Below are 16,152 nucleotides of genomic sequence, written 5' to 3'. Positions count from 1 at the left end.
TTTTGAGAAATTTCTATCTTAGATTTTCGCATTTCTTCTAATCGGTCGTTGATAACTAGCCAACATAAAGTTGATTAAAGCAATCCAGATAAATAAGAAAGCAATCAGATGTGCGGAAGTAAATGTTTCATTATATAAAAATACACCTAAAAATAACATAAGCGTTGGTGCAATATACTGCAAAAAGCCAACCATTGCTAGGGATATTCGTTTCGCACCATTAGCAAAAAGTAATAAAGGTACAGCAGTCATAATTCCTGCACCCATTAATAATAGATTCGTAGTTGAAAGGAATGAAACAAATTGAAAAGTGTTATTCGGAAGTAACACCAAATATAAAACAGCAATTGGTACGATAAGCATTGTTTCTATCGTTAACCCAATCATGGGACCAATATCCACCTTTTTTTTGAGCAACCCATAGAGTCCAAAACTAACTGCAAGTAACAATGATACCCAAGGGAATACTCCATAGCTAAATGTTAAATAAATGACTCCTATAGCTGCTAGTATAATAGAGAGAACCTGACGTGAACTGAAAGATTCCTTTAACACAATAATACCAAGTAAAATACTAATAAGCGGATTAATATAATATCCTAAGCTAGCTTGAACAACATGATTGCTATTTACAGCCCAAATAAATGTAAGCCAATTAATGCTAATAACAATAGTCGCTAAAGATATTCCGAATAATTTCTTTTTATTGTGTAGCAATTGTTTCCACTCATGAATAAAGTCCGGCCATCGTCTCATAAATAAAACGATTAAAAACATAAAAATAAATGACCATAGAATGCGATGAGCCAACGTTTCTCCTGGAGATACATCGTCCAAGAGTTTCCAGTAAATCGGCAAGAACCCCCAGAGGATGTAGGCTCCAGCAGTATAAATCATCCCAGACTTATCCTGTTTTGTATTCATATGTTCCCTTCTTTCCAAGAATGTTATCTATATAGTAAGCAAGTTTAGAATTACTTATGGAAAAAAGCAATAACAATGCTCTCGCGAAGATTTTTACTGTAGCAATAGTTGGAAATATCTATTACTTCATTCTCACTACCATAGGAGCATTTATCTGTTACAAAATAACAAAAAATTACAAATTTCCTATTTATTTCTGAAAATTCAGGTGATAAGATAAATATATGCCGGCAAACAATATTGTAGGAGGTAAAAAATGAAACGAAAATTGTATATTTCGATTTTCGCATTTGTACTGTTGCTTACTCCTTTGCATATTGAAAATGTATTAGCCGCTGAAGAAGTTGTCAAACCATCTAACGAATTGAATGGAAAAGTAACAGAAGCAATAAAAGATGTAACTGCAGAAGGAAAAGAAGGAAAAGTCGAAATTAATGGAATGACTGTTCATATTGATCAGGACTATATTCAGGTTGACAGGGATAAGAAAGCTGTTACTCTTCATGAAGAGAAGCCGATAACGAATCAACGAATTCGTTTAGAAGGAGCAACTATCGCGCATGGTATCGTATTCATCCCTCCAGAGCGCCAAAATAACAGTTACCCAGGACAAGGTCATGTACAAACATTTTTAATGTTAACAGATACGGATGGGCCAATTGGTCCTTTGAGTATCGAAGGGGATATAGATGTTAATACTTCGAATAATAAAACAGGTTCTTTCACAGAGGATTTTGCCAATGTGGAGGCAGACTGGAACTACCTTGAAATGTTTGACGAATATGAATATGAATTTGCGTTCACGCCTGTTGAAAAAACAAAGTTTTATGAAATAGAAACGAACTTAAATGTGGAGTTTTTAACTGATCAAGACAGCGTAACAGAAACAGTGGGTCCTATTTTAGCGAATAAAAAAGCATTTGAATATCCATGCAGGTATTTCGATCCTAGGGAAGTAAACGTGCCTGGTCAATGCCATGGCGGCGACTTTACTACCCAATTATTATACGCTGATCCATATTCTGATAAGGTAATGTTTACACCGGATACGACGACGATGAGTCAGGTTCCTCCGGAAGATCGCGTACCATGGAACAATGAATTAAGAGGAGAATACATTGCAGAATATATTGATAGATATGGTGACCCTACAAAAAAAGACCCTGACTTCGCTTGGAAAGATTATGATATACATCACATCATTCCGAGAGAATATGGAGGATCAAATTATTTTAATAACTTAATTCCACTGAAAAGGGAGTTTCATTCACAAAATGTGACGCCTTGGTGGACAAATTATTAGACAAAAAGAAAAAGACCATTTATGTTAATCTACATAAATGGTCTTTTTAACCCAGAATCCAAGTTGTCTAAAAAGGAGGGTTTGAAATGAATGAGGGCCTAATATATCGAACCATTTCTAATTTAAAGCAAGCGTTAAAGGATAATATATTACTCGTTCCCAATTCAAATGGCCAACCAGTTAAAATGCATTTTCAATTCAATGAACCAATTTCGAAAGAAGAAATAAATCAAGTGGAGCAGTTTGAGGAAATAACATTACCGTCAGATTACCTCTATTTCTTATCTTTACATAATGGGGCGACCCTGTTTGAACCATGGTATGGAGGGCAATTTGAATTATATCGTTTAATTAAAGTTAGTAAAACGAAAAGGGCAGGATTGTTTCCTGAGAATTGCTATCCGATTGGCGACTGGAATGGCGAATATTTACTTATTGATGTCAAAAAAACGAAGGATGATCACTACCTGCTTTGGTGGGATTCTAGTATTGAATCGGATACCAAAGATTTGCAAATGAATTTTAGTTATTGGCTCTACCAATTTATCGTTACCAAGGGTTCTAAATTTTGGGAGAAATAATATCTTCTTACAGAACTTTCTAGAAAACGCTTTCATTCATGTTGTCCTTCGAATATGATGGATAGTAGGTAAACAGTTTACAAGAATTAGATAGGGGGATGACGATGAAAAGCACAGATAAGCAATTAGAGACAAAGGTAATTCACGGTGGGTATGACTCAAAGGATATGTTAGGAAGCTTAACAGCACCTCTATTTCAAACATCTACGTTTACATTTGACACTGCGGAACAAGGTGAACGACGTTTTGCTGGAGACGAAGAGGGATTTATCTATTCCCGAATTGCAAATCCAACAGTCCAATTATTGGAGGAACGTATCGCTGCATTAGAAAATGGCGAGCGAGGGCTGGCATTCGCTTCTGGAATGGCCGCAGTATCTTCGGTTTTAATTGCTTTAACCAAAGCGAATGATCATATCTTATGTTCTTCCGGTCTCTATGGATGTACGTATGGTTTATTAAGCATGCTTAAGGAGAAATACAATATTCAACATGATTTTTCACAAATGGAGAATGAACTAGCAATCAAAGCTCAAATAAAGCCAGAGACAAGTTGTATTTATATTGAGACGCCAATTAATCCAACGATGAAGTTAATTAACTTACGTACAGTTGTAAAAGTTGCTAAGGCATATAATATTCCCGTGGTTGTCGATAACACGTTTTGCTCCCCATATATCCAACGACCGCTGGAATTGGGCTGTGATGTTGTTATCCATAGTGCCACAAAATATATTGGAGGTCATGGCGATGTTATTGGTGGATTAGTAGTTGGCAGCAAGGAATTCTTAGATAGTGTTGCCATGTCTACACAAAAAGATATTGGGGGAGTGCTTTCTCCTTTTGATGCCTGGTTATTATTAAGAGGATTAAAAACGTTGCCAATACGACTTGATCGTCATGCCGATAATGCAGAAAGAATTGTTGATCAGTTAAGGAGGCATCCAAAAGTTGTTAGCGTTTATTATCCAAACCATTTCGACCATCCAGATTATTCCATATACCAACAGCAAATGGAACGGGGCGGCGGTGTAATATCTTTTGAAATTGATGGAGATAAGCAGGATGTGCAGCGGTTTTTAAATGAGCTTTCTTTTATAAAACTTGCGGTAAGTCTAGGGGATGCGGAGTCATTAATTCAACATCCTGCTACAATGACACATGCAGTTATTCCCGTAGAAGAACGGCTGAAAATGGGAATTACGGATCAACTTGTACGATTATCTGTTGGGTTAGAATCTTGGATAGACATTTGGGATGACTTGCAGAAAGCGCTGGATAACTTATAAGTAATTAGGAATAATCACGTCTGTTCCAACAATAGATTGGTATAGACGTGTTTTTATATGTTTTCATTTTACATAAAAAGGGGATTATTCAGTACAATAATTTATTATAATAGAAAATAGTAAAGGAAACGATTGCATAAACATTCAAACTAACGAGGAATATCTTTCTGTGCTATATTATTGTTGGAAGAGGAAATAATATATAATTATTTCATTCATGTGCTATTTCATTTTTGAACCTTTTTAGTTTATTCCTAAAAAGGTTGATGGCGCTCTCGTTTGAGTAAGGGAGGTTATTTTACCATTGGAATTATGGTCATATTTTATAGGATTTATATTTTTATTTAATATTGCTTTAGGTGTATCTATTATCTTCTTGGAGCGTAAAGACGCAAGTTCTACCTGGGCTTGGTTAATGGTGTTATTATTTATTCCGATTGCTGGGTTCTTTTTATATTTGATTTTTGGAAAACCGATCAGTAAGCGGCGGATTTTCACATGGGATACTAAAAGCAGACTAGGAGTTAAGACGGCTGTACAATCGCAGTTACGAGCAATCGAAGAAGGTAATTTTGAATATAAGCACCGAGAGATTGCCGAATATGAGGATTTGTTTTATCTCCATTTACGTAATGACGATGCCATTTTTACGCAAGATAACAGTGTGAAGATATTTACAGATGGGAAAGAGAAATTCGAATCACTTATTCAAGATTTAGAGAAAGCAAAGGATCATATCCACTTGCTCTACTATATTATCCGTAGTGATCATTTAGGTGATCGCATTGCGGATATCTTGATTAAAAAAGCAAATGAGGGTCTTGAAGTAAGGGTTTTATATGATGATATGGGGTCACGTTCATTAAAGCGTAAGTATATTAAACGGCTACGTAGGTCCGGTGTTCAAGTGGAAGCATTCTTTCCGCCAAAGATTCCCAAAATAAATTTTAAAATAAATTACCGAAACCATCGAAAAATAGCGATTATTGATGGTAAAGTAGGTTATATTGGTGGATTTAACATTGGTGATGAATATCTTGGTCAAAATAAAAAATTTGGAAACTGGCGTGATACGCATTTACGGATTTATGGAGATGCTGTGCTACATATGCAAACCAGATTTATTCTGGACTGGAATCAAGCTTCTAGGAATGATATTTTATATGAGGATCGTTATTATAATGCATTGCCACATGGTGATGTGGGGGTTCAAATTGTCACCAGTGGTCCCGACTCTGATTGGGAGCAAATTAAAAATGGATATATAAAAATGATCATGTCTGCAAAAGATTATATATATATTCAAACACCGTATTTTATACCTGATGAGAGTCTGCGTGATGTTTTGCGGATTGCAGCTTTATCGGGAGTTGATGTCAAGATCATGATACCAAACAAACCGGATCATCCATTTGTTTACTGGGCAACACTATCCTATATTGGCGATTTGTTGGATGCTGGCGCAGAGGTTTATATCTACCAAAATGGTTTCCTTCATGCGAAGACCATTATCGTAGATGGGAAAATCGCTTCCGTAGGAACTGCTAATATTGATGTCCGTAGTTTCCGGTTAAACTTTGAGATTAATGCATTTTTATATGATAAGGATCTAACTCAACGATTAGTCGCAGAATATGAAGATGATATCCAGCATTCAACGCAGATGACCAAAAAGTTATATCAGCAACGTTCCTTGGGAATACGATTTAAAGAGTCGATTTCAAGGTTGATCTCCCCGGTATTATAATATGCAACATAGAAAGGAAGGATAAGATGGAAAAAAAAGCCTGTTCTAATTCATTAGCTGTCAAAACATCGCATGTACTGCCTCCAGATACCAATTCCTTCGGGACATTATTTGGTGGGAAATTAATGGCTCACATCGATGATGTGGCAGCGATTTCCGCATCTAGACATGCGAGGAAGCCGGTAGTAACTGCTTCTACTGATTCTGTTGATTTTCTTGCTCCAGTAAAAGAAGGTCATTCCATTTGTGTGGAGGCGTTTGTTACATGGACGCATCATACATCGATGGAAGTATTTGTTAAAGCGGTGACAGAGGATTTACTGACTGGTGAACGAAGCGTTTGTACTACAGCCTTTTTAACCTTTGTAGCAATTGATGAGAATGGAAAGCCTACTCCTGTGCCTGGGGTTATCCCAGAATCGGAACATGAGAAAAAACTGCATCATTTAGCTGCAGATCGGGCGGAGCAGCGAAAACAGCGTCGAGAGCAATCAAAGGAATTTGCCCATATCTTCGGAACAGATTATCCTTGGAACAGAGGATAATCTGATTTACTGAAATAGTTATGCTTTTCCAGTAAATGTACATCCTGAAACCAACATGATGAAAGATAAGGAGGAAGTAATATGGGGATTATAGAGGGTATCGTTGGTTCCGTCAACGATGTGTTATGGACGTATGTATTAATTATTGTATTAATTGGATTAGGACTTTGGTTTACAATTAGGACAGGGTTTGTTCAATTCAGAAACATACCGGAGATGTTCCGTGTACTATTTGATAAACGAACGATTAGTGCTTCAGGTAAAAAAGGGACCTCATCGTTCCAAGCTTTTGCAATTAGTGCTGCTTCACGAGTAGGTACAGGGAATATGGCTGGTGTAGCTACAGCAGTTGCTGCTGGTGGGCCAGGGGCAGTATTTTGGATGTGGTTGATCGCATTACTTGGTTCTGCATCAGCATTTGTTGAAAGCACCTTGGCGCAAGTATACAAAGTACCGGATAATAAACAATATCGTGGTGGTCCAGCCTATTATATGGAAAAAGGGTTGAATAGTCGTTGGCTCGCTGTTTTATTCGCGATTACCATTACATTTACATATGGTCTTGTGTTTAATTCGGTACAATCAAACACAATTAGTCTTGCATTTGAAGGTCAATTTGATTTAAATCAAAACATAATTGGTATTATCTTATTTATTCTCACAGCGATTGTAATTTTTGGTGGATTACGGAGTATTGCAAATGTTACCCAAGTTATTGTTCCAATTATGGCGATATTGTATATTGTTATATCATTATTCATTTTAATTACGAATTTTACGGCGATTCCAGATATGTTTTCAATTATCTTCGCAAATGCTTTTGGTATTCGTGAAGTAGCTGGTGGAGGGTTTGGTGCAGCCATTATGATGGGGATTAAGCGTGGCTTATTCTCCAATGAAGCAGGGATGGGTAGTGCTCCCAATGCAGCGGCAACTGCTGAAGTTTCTCATCCAGCAAAGCAGGGCTTTATCCAGGCTTTAGGAGTATTTTTTGATACGTTATTAATTTGTAGTGCAACCGCATTTATTCTAATTACTGCTGGTGGTTACGAAGGAAGTGAAGCAGATGGCATCCAGCTAACGCAAGATGCATTTGCCTTCCATATTGGAGATTGGGCAAGTGGATTTATTGCAATAGCTATCCTCCTATTTGCATACAGCTCTATTTTAGGCAATTACTATTATGGGGAAAATAATATTTCATATATTCGTGATAGTAAAACAGGATTGTTTATTTATCGTTTAGCAGCCTTAGCTATGGTATTCTTTGGAGCTGTTGCCTCCTTTGATTTTGTTTGGGCATTGGCAGACTTGACCATGGCAATCATGGCGCTTATTAACCTTTACGCTATTACAAGGCTGTTTAAGATTGCTAATAAAGTGTTGCAGGATTATCGATATCAACGAAAACAGGGAAAGGATCCAATCTTTTATCGTGATACACTTGATAATCAGAATGGAATTGAATTCTGGGGAAGAGAGCAAACAACAGACAAAGAATAAACCAAACAAAAGACCAAATCGCTATGACGATTTGGTCTTTTGTTTATAGATAGTGAACATATTAAGCATTATCTTGTTGCGTTTCCTCTAGTGTCACATGATGATCTGCCCAACATTGAATTTCTTTAATAACTGGTTCTAATGCTTTCCCTTTTTCAGAAAGGGAGTATTCAATTCGTACGGGAAATTCAGAATAAATATCACGTGTTACAATTCCTTCTTTTTCTAACATTTTTAGTCGATCAGAGAGCAACCGCCCGCTGATAGGCAAATCTGCTTCCATTTCAGAGAAACGTTTTGTACCTTTTAATAATTCAAATAGAATAAGTCCTACCCAGCGAGTGCTGAGAAGACCCATAGCTTTTTCGAAGCGAGGACAAAGGTTCTCCATGATCATCACCTCAGTTGGTAGGATTATATTTATCGTTACATACAATAACAGTTATTACGAAAAGTAACCTATTATTAGAATAACATATTCTTGATATGGCGTAAATAGGTAAGGGGTAGGGAGTATTCAACTATCCAATCATTACCATAATTTTGGCGATTAACAAGTGTAAATGCCAATCATTGGTAGGATTATGTAGGAGCACTGTATAGTCCAACTTTATTTGGTAATTTAATTGAATTTATGAAATAATAAGATATACGAAAACATTTAATGTGGAGGTTAATCTATGGTTAGTCAAGGAGTACAAGAGAAGTATGCAGCGTTAGCTTTACGTACAGGTGTAAATTTACAAAAAGGACAGGCTTTAATGATTAATGCGCCAATTGAAGGTGCTGATTTCACACGAAAGGTGGCGCGTAAGGCATATGAGTTAGGAGCAAAGAATGTACATATAAATTGGGTTGATGACGAATTAACCTTATTGAAGTACGAATATGCTCCAGATGAGGTAATCGCTAGTTACCCAGATTGGAAGGTACAACTACATGATGAATTTGCAGAAGATGGTGCAGCTGTGTTAAATATTCGTTCTACGAATCCAGATTTACTAAAGGATATTGATCCATCGAAAGTGGCCAAAGCGAATAAAGCATCTGCCGAAGCAATGAAGAATTTCCGAAAATATACCATGAACGATATTATTGCATGGTCAATTATCTCCATTCCAACTGGTGATTGGGCACAAAAGGTTTTTCCTGAGAAATCTCGTGAAGACGCTATTGAAAGCCTATGGGATGCAATTGTGAAGATTGTCCGCGTGGATCAAGAGGACCCGATTACAGCATGGGAAGCGCATAATGATACATTACGAACTGCTCGAGAGATATTGAATAGGAAAAACTATAAAAAATTAATTTTTAAAGCACCAGGAACAGCGTTGGAAATGGAGCTTCCAGAAGGACATATTTGGAAAGGGGGGTCAGCTAAAACGGAAGGAGGTACTACTTTCAATCCCAATATGCCAACAGAAGAGGTATTTTCCTTACCACATAAGTATGGGGTGAATGGCACGGTATCAAGCACAAAACCACTTAACTATGGAGGCAGTCTGATTGATAATTTCTCTTTAACGTTTAAAGACGGAAAAGTAGTGGATTATAAAGCGGAGCAAGGGGAAGGGACATTAGAACAATTACTTAAGACGGATGAAGGCTCGAAACGACTGGGGGAGGTAGCACTAGTTCCACATGAATCTCCAGTGTCTCAATCCGGATTGATTTTTTATAATACATTATTTGATGAAAATGCTTCTTGCCATATTGCACTTGGCAAAGCCTATCCTACAAATTTAGAAGGTGGAGCCGCGATGGATGAAGATCAATTGGATAAGCATGGAGTAAATGATAGCTTAAGCCATGTTGATTTTATGATTGGGTCTGAAAAGCTGGATATCGATGGTGTGTTCTCGGATGGCACAACAGAAGCAGTATTTCGAAATGGTACCTGGGCACTAAATGTAAAAGGGGAATAATAACATAGTTACAAGTAATACGCGTCCTTGTAAATCACAGTGAAAAAGGGCCGGGACACAACTGAAATAGGTAAACAAATAAACCGAACAGGTTCATTCGAACCCGTTCGGTTTATTATAGAATAAGCTACTTCTGACTCGGTCTTGTTACATATATCCATGTTTTGTGAGTACCGCTTTTATTTTCGTATAGTCATAGGTATCTGGAAGCGTTTCTTTTAATGGCTTCAATTTCACTTCGTCAAGTGTTGCGCGAGCTGCAAGAACGGTTCTTTCATCATCTTCGTTAAAAAATATCTCCCATGAGATGGGGTATCCATCTTTAAAAGCTTTGAAAAGATGCGCTTCTACCGTTTGTTGAGAAACATCGCGAATTACAGCAATATCTTTTAAGGACTTCCCATTTTGGAACATCTGATAACTAACTAGGTGACTTGGTTGATCGTCGGTCTCCTGCCGCTTCTTTGGTTTTGGGCCATCACTGATTCGAATTACTTGTTTCGTATCGGGATGACGATGTCTCCAGTTTTGAATTAAAGTAAGAAAAGGTTCTCCATATTGATCGTATTTTTTTCCTCCGATACCCTTAATTTCAAGCATTTCTTCTTTCGTTACTGGAAAGTATCTGCTTAATTCTTTTAACGTTGCATCCGAAAATAATATATAGGGAGGTACATCTTTTTCATCTGCCATTTGTTTACGTAACTCACGTAGTTCTGCAAACAAGTCTTCCTGGAAATCTGTCGGTTCTGTGTTGGGAATCGGCGCCGTATACATCCAAACGGTTTTTTTCCCTTTTAATACTTCTACCGATTGATGATTTAATTTTAAAATCGGATATTTTCCTTCCTCTGTTGCAATGATTTGTTCAGCAATTAAGAAATGAATGTATTCCGTTAACTCTTTTTCTGTATAAGCGGAAAGAATCCCATATGTGGATAAGCTGGTAAGTTGCATTTCTCTAATTTTTTTGTCCTTTGATCCTTTCAATACTTTGGCCGTCATCCCTACACCAAATCGTTCTCCCATACGTTTTATACAGGATAAGATTTTTTGGGCTTCTTCTGTAATGTCCACCTTTTCTTGACGTTCCATACAATTGCTGCAACGGCCGCATATCTTTTGTTGGTTTATATCTTCAAAATAATTTAAGATGAACGTCGTTAAACAACTATGTGTATGACAATAATTAATCATTGCTTGTAACTTGCGGTATTCACCCTGCTTGGTAACATCATCCATCATAGACTGTTCAATTAAAAACTTTTGGAGTTGTATATCCTGTGGTGAAAACAATAAGATACAATCACTAGGTTCACCATCTCTTCCTGCCCTGCCAGCCTCTTGATAATAAGATTCAATATTCATTGGCATCGCATAATGAATCACAAAGCGTACATTAGATTTATCAATTCCCATTCCAAATGCGTTTGTAGCAATCATTAGTGATTTTTCATCGTGGATAAATGCTGCCTGTGTAGCTTTCCGTTCCTGCTCTGATAGTCCAGCATGGTATTTACCAACTTGGTAACCACGCTTCTCTAGTTGATCATGGAGAGCATCAGCCTGTTTGCGCGTCGCTGTATATATAATTCCGGATTCATGCTTCCTTTCCTTCAAGAAAGACTGGATATAAGTGGATTTATTTTTCCCTTTAATGACATGAAACGATAAATTCTCCCGTTTGAACCCTGTATTAACAACATGATGAATATGTAGTTGTTGCTGAATATCTTCAATGACCTCTTCCGTAGCCGTCGCAGTTAAAGCCATAACGGTTGGTAAATCATTTAATTGTCTTAAATATGGAATAATGGAACGATAGCTTGGTCTAAAATCATGTCCCCATTGAGAAATACAATGGGCCTCGTCAAATGCAATTAATGATATGTTCATTCCCTTGAGAGCACGCATAAACATAGTTGATTCAAATCTTTCCGGTGCTACATATACAAAGGTATACCGACCTTTACCAATATCTCGTAGTCTATCTTGTTGCTCCATTGTGGATAATGAGCTATTTATATAAGTTGCTACAATCCCAAGTGACTGCAGGGCATCAACTTGATCTTTCATAAGTGATATAAGTGGGGATACTATGATTGCTGTTCCTTCTAAAGCCAACCCTGGGATTTGGTAGCATAATGATTTCCCGCCACCTGTGGGCATAACGGCAAGAATATTTTGTCCTTTTATGATCGCATCGATTGCTTCTGCCTGGCCTGGACGGAAGGTTTCATAACCAAAGTATGTCTGTAATAATTCTTCTTCGCGTATTCCCATTCGTATATCCTCCTCTTCCATTTTTAATCCTAACATATAAACATAGAAAAAAGTTTTAGAAAATAAGGCTCGTTCGTTTAATGGTCTATGTTACACAGTCTTATTTTTAAATGGATAATGGGAATTACGAATAGGAACGCGAGAAAGTAATAGATACCAAATAACCAATGCACCCACCAACACAGGCTGGAAGTACCCAGCCTAAACCATGATCGAATAAAGGTAGAAGGGTTATATAGTTTGAGATATACGGGAGCGATACACTTAGTTCATTTAATCCATCATTTAAACTGAATATAGATGTAAAAATGATTGCTCCTCTATATACGGCTTTTCTACCTTTGAACAAAGGGTGTATAAAGGTTAATAAAATGAGAACAATAGCTATTGGGTAAAGGAAAATTAATACAGGAACGGAAAAGCGAATAATCGAATCTAGTCCTTGATTGGCTATTAGGTAACTGATTAATGTGATTATACTAGCGATCCATGGATAAGCCAATGGAATGATTTTTGAAAAAAATTGAGCAGTAGCTACAACTAACCCAACTGAAGTTGTAAAACAAGCCAACGTAACAATGACGCCCAGTAATAATGTTCCTGTTGTGCCAAACAAGGTTGATGCAGCTTGGGCTAGGATCTCGCCACCATTGGTATATGCTTCTCCTTCGGTGAATTTTGCGCCCAGCCAACCGATGGAGGCATAAACGGCGATTAATCCAATACCAGCAACTAATCCAGCTTTTAATGTGGACAGGATAACCGCATTTCTTGAAGTAATGCCTTTTTCCTTAAACGTATTTACCACTATAATACCGAAGGCTAGTGCTGCAATAGCATCCATTGTTAAATATCCCTCAATAAAACCAGTGAAAAATGGGGTATCTTGGTAGCCACCTGTCGGATTCGCTAATGGTTGATCGAAGAAGGCGAATCCTCCAATTACTAATATAGTTATAGCTAGAAAAAGAATGGGTGTTAAATATTGTCCAATTCGATCTACTAATTTTGAAGGGTTTAAACTTACAAGAAAAGTAGCTAAAAAGAAAATGGTAGTAAATAGCCATAACCCTTGTGTAGAGGTATCCGTAAGGAATGGTTTTACGCTCATTTCATATCCAACGGTAGCTGCCCTAGGAATACCAAAAAATGGTCCAATAGCAAGGTAAACAAGGCAAGTAAATAAGAGTCCAAATAGTGGATGTACATGGTTACCTAATTCTCTTGCATCATTCTTTACATACGAAATAGCAGTAACCGCTATAATCGGTAATCCAATTCCAGTTATAATAAACCCTGTCATTGCAGCAACAAACGAAGTGCCTGCCTCAGCTCCGAGTACAGGAGGGTATATTAAATTTCCTGCTCCAAAAAATAAAGCAAATAACATAAATCCAATGATAAACATATCTTTACTCATCATATAGGAATCCCTTCTATTATTGAAAATAAATAGAGGGAGTTGTATAAACTCCATTTTCAATATAGTCTGACAATAACTGACGTAATTTTTCAGTTTGTTTTCTGAAAATACAGCAAAGCAGACATAATATTAACAGGTTGTTCTTTAAAATGTCAATGACAAGTTATAAAAATGGAAATGTTTTCAATAATATTACTTCACGAAGGAATAAATTAAAATTGTTTACATTCTTACGATACACATTTAAAATGTTTTTATCTCACGAAAACGTATATTAGACGAAACATATTGCCGCGCCCTGTGGCTATGTGTATGTTACACTTTCTATCCCGCTTGTAATACGTAGTATAAAAAAAGTGATTAGAAAGAAAAAATATGTTAGATTTATTTCTCATATGTATATTGAAATAGGGGGGTACGACATGGTTCCGTCTTTATTATTTGAAATCATGCTAATCGGTCTTTTGGGAATTGGTTCACAATGGATTGCGTGGCGTTATCGCATGCCAGCGATTGTGGTCATGTCCATTACTGGTTTACTAGCAGGACCAATTTTAGGATTAATTAATCCGGAGGAAGACTTTGGCAGTTTATATAGCCCGATTATATCGGTAGCAGTAGCTATCATTTTATTTGAAGGGAGTCTTAATCTAAGTTTTAAAGAATTACGTGGTCTAGGTAAGCCGATCTTTCGAATATCAACCGTAGGGGCTTTTATCGCTTGGATCTTAGGATCACTAACTGCACACTATATTGCAGGCTTGTCTTGGACCGTTGCTTTTGTGATCGGTGGATTATTTATTGTTACTGGTCCTACTGTTATTATGCCTTTATTGCGACAATCAAAATTGAAACCAAGGCCTGCAAAAATCTTAAAGTGGGAAGGTATTATTGTTGATCCGATAGGTGCACTGCTAGCTGTCTTTGCCTTTGAAATTATTACGTTTTTGACAGCAACTGAACCGGATGGGGCAAAATTAATGCTCTTCTTTGCAGCTTCCTTATTTGCCGCTGTTTTTGGTTGGGCATGTGGTAAAGGAATTGGTTGGATGTTTGAAACAGGACATATTCCTGAGTTTTTGAAATCTCCTGCCGTCGTTATTGTGGTTATTCTTTGCTTCACTGGTGCAGATGAAATCATGCATGAAACAGGACTTCTTTCAGTAACTGCAATGGGTATTACTTTAGCCAATATGGGAATTAGTTCTATTTCCGACATGCGCCATTTTAAAGAAAATATTTCCATCTTACTCATATCAACCATTTTCATCATGTTAACCGCATCTTTACAATTAGAAACCTTACTTCACATCTTTAGTCCCAATATTATTGGTTATGTATTATTAATGATGTTTGTCGTTCGTCCGTTATCCATTTTCCTATCAACGATTGGTACAAGTCTAACCTTTAATGAAAAAGCCCTTGTTGGTTGGATAGCACCAAGAGGAATTGTGGCGTTAACAGTATCTGGTTATTTTGCTTCGGTGCTAACCGAACAAGGATTTGAAGATGCGCAGATATTAACCACTTTAACATTCGGACTTGTGATTTTTACGGTTGTGGCACATGGTTTTTCAATTGGTTGGCTCTCGAAGAAATTACATTTGTCGATGGAAGGAAAACCAGGCGCATTGATAAACGGTGCCAATCGCTTTACGATCGAATTAGCAAAATCATTGTCAAAGGCAAACTTCCCGGTTATTATTGTGGATTCATCTTGGGAAAGGCTACGACCTGTACGTGAAGCAGGCATTAATTTCTATCATGGGAATATTTTATCAGAACAAACGGAGTATAATTTAGATACGATTCCGTATGAATATTTGTTAACTATAACAGAAAATCACGCTTTTAATTCCTTAGTATGTACAACGTTTATGCCTGAGTATGGCAGAACAAATGTCTTTAAAATTAGTCCAATTGATCACATGAGCGGAGATACGACAGATGTCGTTTCAAAAGTGGGTGGAAGGATACTATTTGATAAGAAGTTTACGTTGGAAGATTTAATGGATAAATTAGATAATCATTATGTATTCAGACAAACGACATTAACGTCACAATACAATTATAAACAGTATATGGCAGATAAAGATGAATCTACCGTATTTCTTTATTTGATTAAGCCTTCTGGCCAACTGAAATTTTATTCTGAAGAAATGCGTACAGTTCCAGCTGTTGGCGATACCATTGTAAGTCTTACCCCACCAAATAAGGAGAAGGCAAAAATTAAAGCAAAATTAGATAACCAACGTAATAATGGCACCAACATGAAAGTTGAGTGAAGCAACATTTCACATTCTTAAGACTGTCGAGAAGTTCTCGACAGTCTTGTTTTTTGACATTTTTCCGAAATTCAATCTACTCAATTGTTATTCTCGACTGTTGTTTTATGATTTAAAGGTCGAAAAATGGTAACCATTGATGCGCTTGAGTAAAAAGAAAGCAAGGAACAAATGTTGATAACAGCAGTCTGCCAGAACATGAAGAAAATGCCCTTCACCTTCCGAGGAGAGAAGACCCATTCCACTCCGGGGAAGAATGAGTGAGCCAAGATCACTGAGCACAGACTTTGCTCCTGGTGGCAGAAATAAAGCTTGTAGAAAAATTCTCTACAAGCTGAGAGTGA

Annotated in this window: 12 protein-coding genes; 8 read left to right on the top strand and 4 right to left on the bottom strand. The window is 37.1% G+C overall.

Features of this window, described 5'->3' with window-relative positions:
- Positions 1-18 precede the first annotated feature (18 nt).
- Entirely contained in the window at positions 19-924 is a 906-nt protein-coding gene (gene rarD, locus M948_RS28840; protein WP_021289908.1) for an EamA family transporter RarD, read from the bottom strand.
- A gap of 256 nt (positions 925-1,180) precedes the next feature.
- Between rarD and M948_RS28835 the strand changes: the two genes are divergently transcribed.
- From M948_RS28835 to M948_RS28810, 6 genes are all read left to right on the top strand, one after another.
- A complete protein-coding gene (locus tag M948_RS28835) occupies positions 1,181-2,227 on the top strand; it encodes an HNH endonuclease signature motif containing protein (protein WP_021289907.1) in 1,047 nt (348 codons plus the stop codon).
- An 86-nt stretch (positions 2,228-2,313) separates the two neighbouring features.
- Positions 2,314-2,808: an SMI1/KNR4 family protein gene (locus tag M948_RS28830; RefSeq protein ID WP_021289906.1), complete on the top strand. Its 495-nt coding sequence runs from the start codon at positions 2,314-2,316 to the stop codon at positions 2,806-2,808.
- A gap of 104 nt (positions 2,809-2,912) precedes the next feature.
- Entirely contained in the window at positions 2,913-4,097 is a 1,185-nt protein-coding gene (gene megL / locus M948_RS28825; protein ID WP_021289905.1) for a methionine gamma-lyase, read from the top strand.
- A 304-nt stretch (positions 4,098-4,401) separates the two neighbouring features.
- Positions 4,402-5,844, top strand: a complete 1,443-nt coding sequence (cls, locus tag M948_RS28820; protein ID WP_021289904.1) for a cardiolipin synthase — start codon at positions 4,402-4,404, stop codon at positions 5,842-5,844.
- Between the two features lie 26 nt (positions 5,845-5,870).
- Entirely contained in the window at positions 5,871-6,389 is a 519-nt protein-coding gene (locus M948_RS28815) for an acyl-CoA thioesterase (RefSeq protein ID WP_021289903.1), read from the top strand.
- A gap of 81 nt (positions 6,390-6,470) precedes the next feature.
- Positions 6,471-7,892: an alanine/glycine:cation symporter family protein gene (locus tag M948_RS28810; protein WP_021289902.1), complete on the top strand. Its 1,422-nt coding sequence runs from the start codon at positions 6,471-6,473 to the stop codon at positions 7,890-7,892.
- 61 nt (positions 7,893-7,953) lie between these two features.
- Here the strand turns inward: M948_RS28810 and M948_RS28805 are convergent, their stop codons facing one another.
- On the bottom strand, positions 7,954-8,283 hold the full coding sequence (locus M948_RS28805) for a winged helix-turn-helix transcriptional regulator (RefSeq protein ID WP_021289901.1): 330 nt from the start codon (positions 8,281-8,283) through the stop codon (positions 7,954-7,956).
- Between the two features lie 289 nt (positions 8,284-8,572).
- Here M948_RS28805 and M948_RS28800 point away from each other — a divergent pair, with 289 nt between their 5' ends.
- Complete coding sequence (locus M948_RS28800; RefSeq protein ID WP_021289900.1) at positions 8,573-9,817, top strand: aminopeptidase; 1,245 nt, start codon at positions 8,573-8,575, stop codon at positions 9,815-9,817.
- 147 nt (positions 9,818-9,964) lie between these two features.
- Here the strand turns inward: M948_RS28800 and recQ are convergent, their stop codons facing one another.
- Together recQ and brnQ are read right to left on the bottom strand one after the other, a co-directional pair.
- On the bottom strand, positions 9,965-12,100 hold the full coding sequence (gene recQ / locus M948_RS28795) for a DNA helicase RecQ (RefSeq protein WP_021289899.1): 2,136 nt from the start codon (positions 12,098-12,100) through the stop codon (positions 9,965-9,967).
- 124 nt (positions 12,101-12,224) lie between these two features.
- Positions 12,225-13,523, bottom strand: a complete 1,299-nt coding sequence (gene brnQ / locus M948_RS28790) for a branched-chain amino acid transport system II carrier protein (RefSeq protein WP_021289898.1) — start codon at positions 13,521-13,523, stop codon at positions 12,225-12,227.
- 422 nt (positions 13,524-13,945) lie between these two features.
- Here brnQ and M948_RS28785 point away from each other — a divergent pair, with 422 nt between their 5' ends.
- Positions 13,946-15,808, top strand: coding sequence for a cation:proton antiporter (locus M948_RS28785; RefSeq protein WP_021289897.1), 1,863 nt, complete (start codon positions 13,946-13,948; stop codon positions 15,806-15,808).
- The last annotated feature ends 344 nt before the right edge of the window (positions 15,809-16,152 follow it).

This window comes from Virgibacillus sp. CM-4 (assembly GCF_000445495.1).
Lineage (GTDB): Bacteria > Bacillota > Bacilli > Bacillales > Amphibacillaceae > Virgibacillus > Virgibacillus salexigens.
Note: the sequence above shows the minus strand (reverse complement) of the source record. Positions and strands in the feature narration are given on the sequence as shown.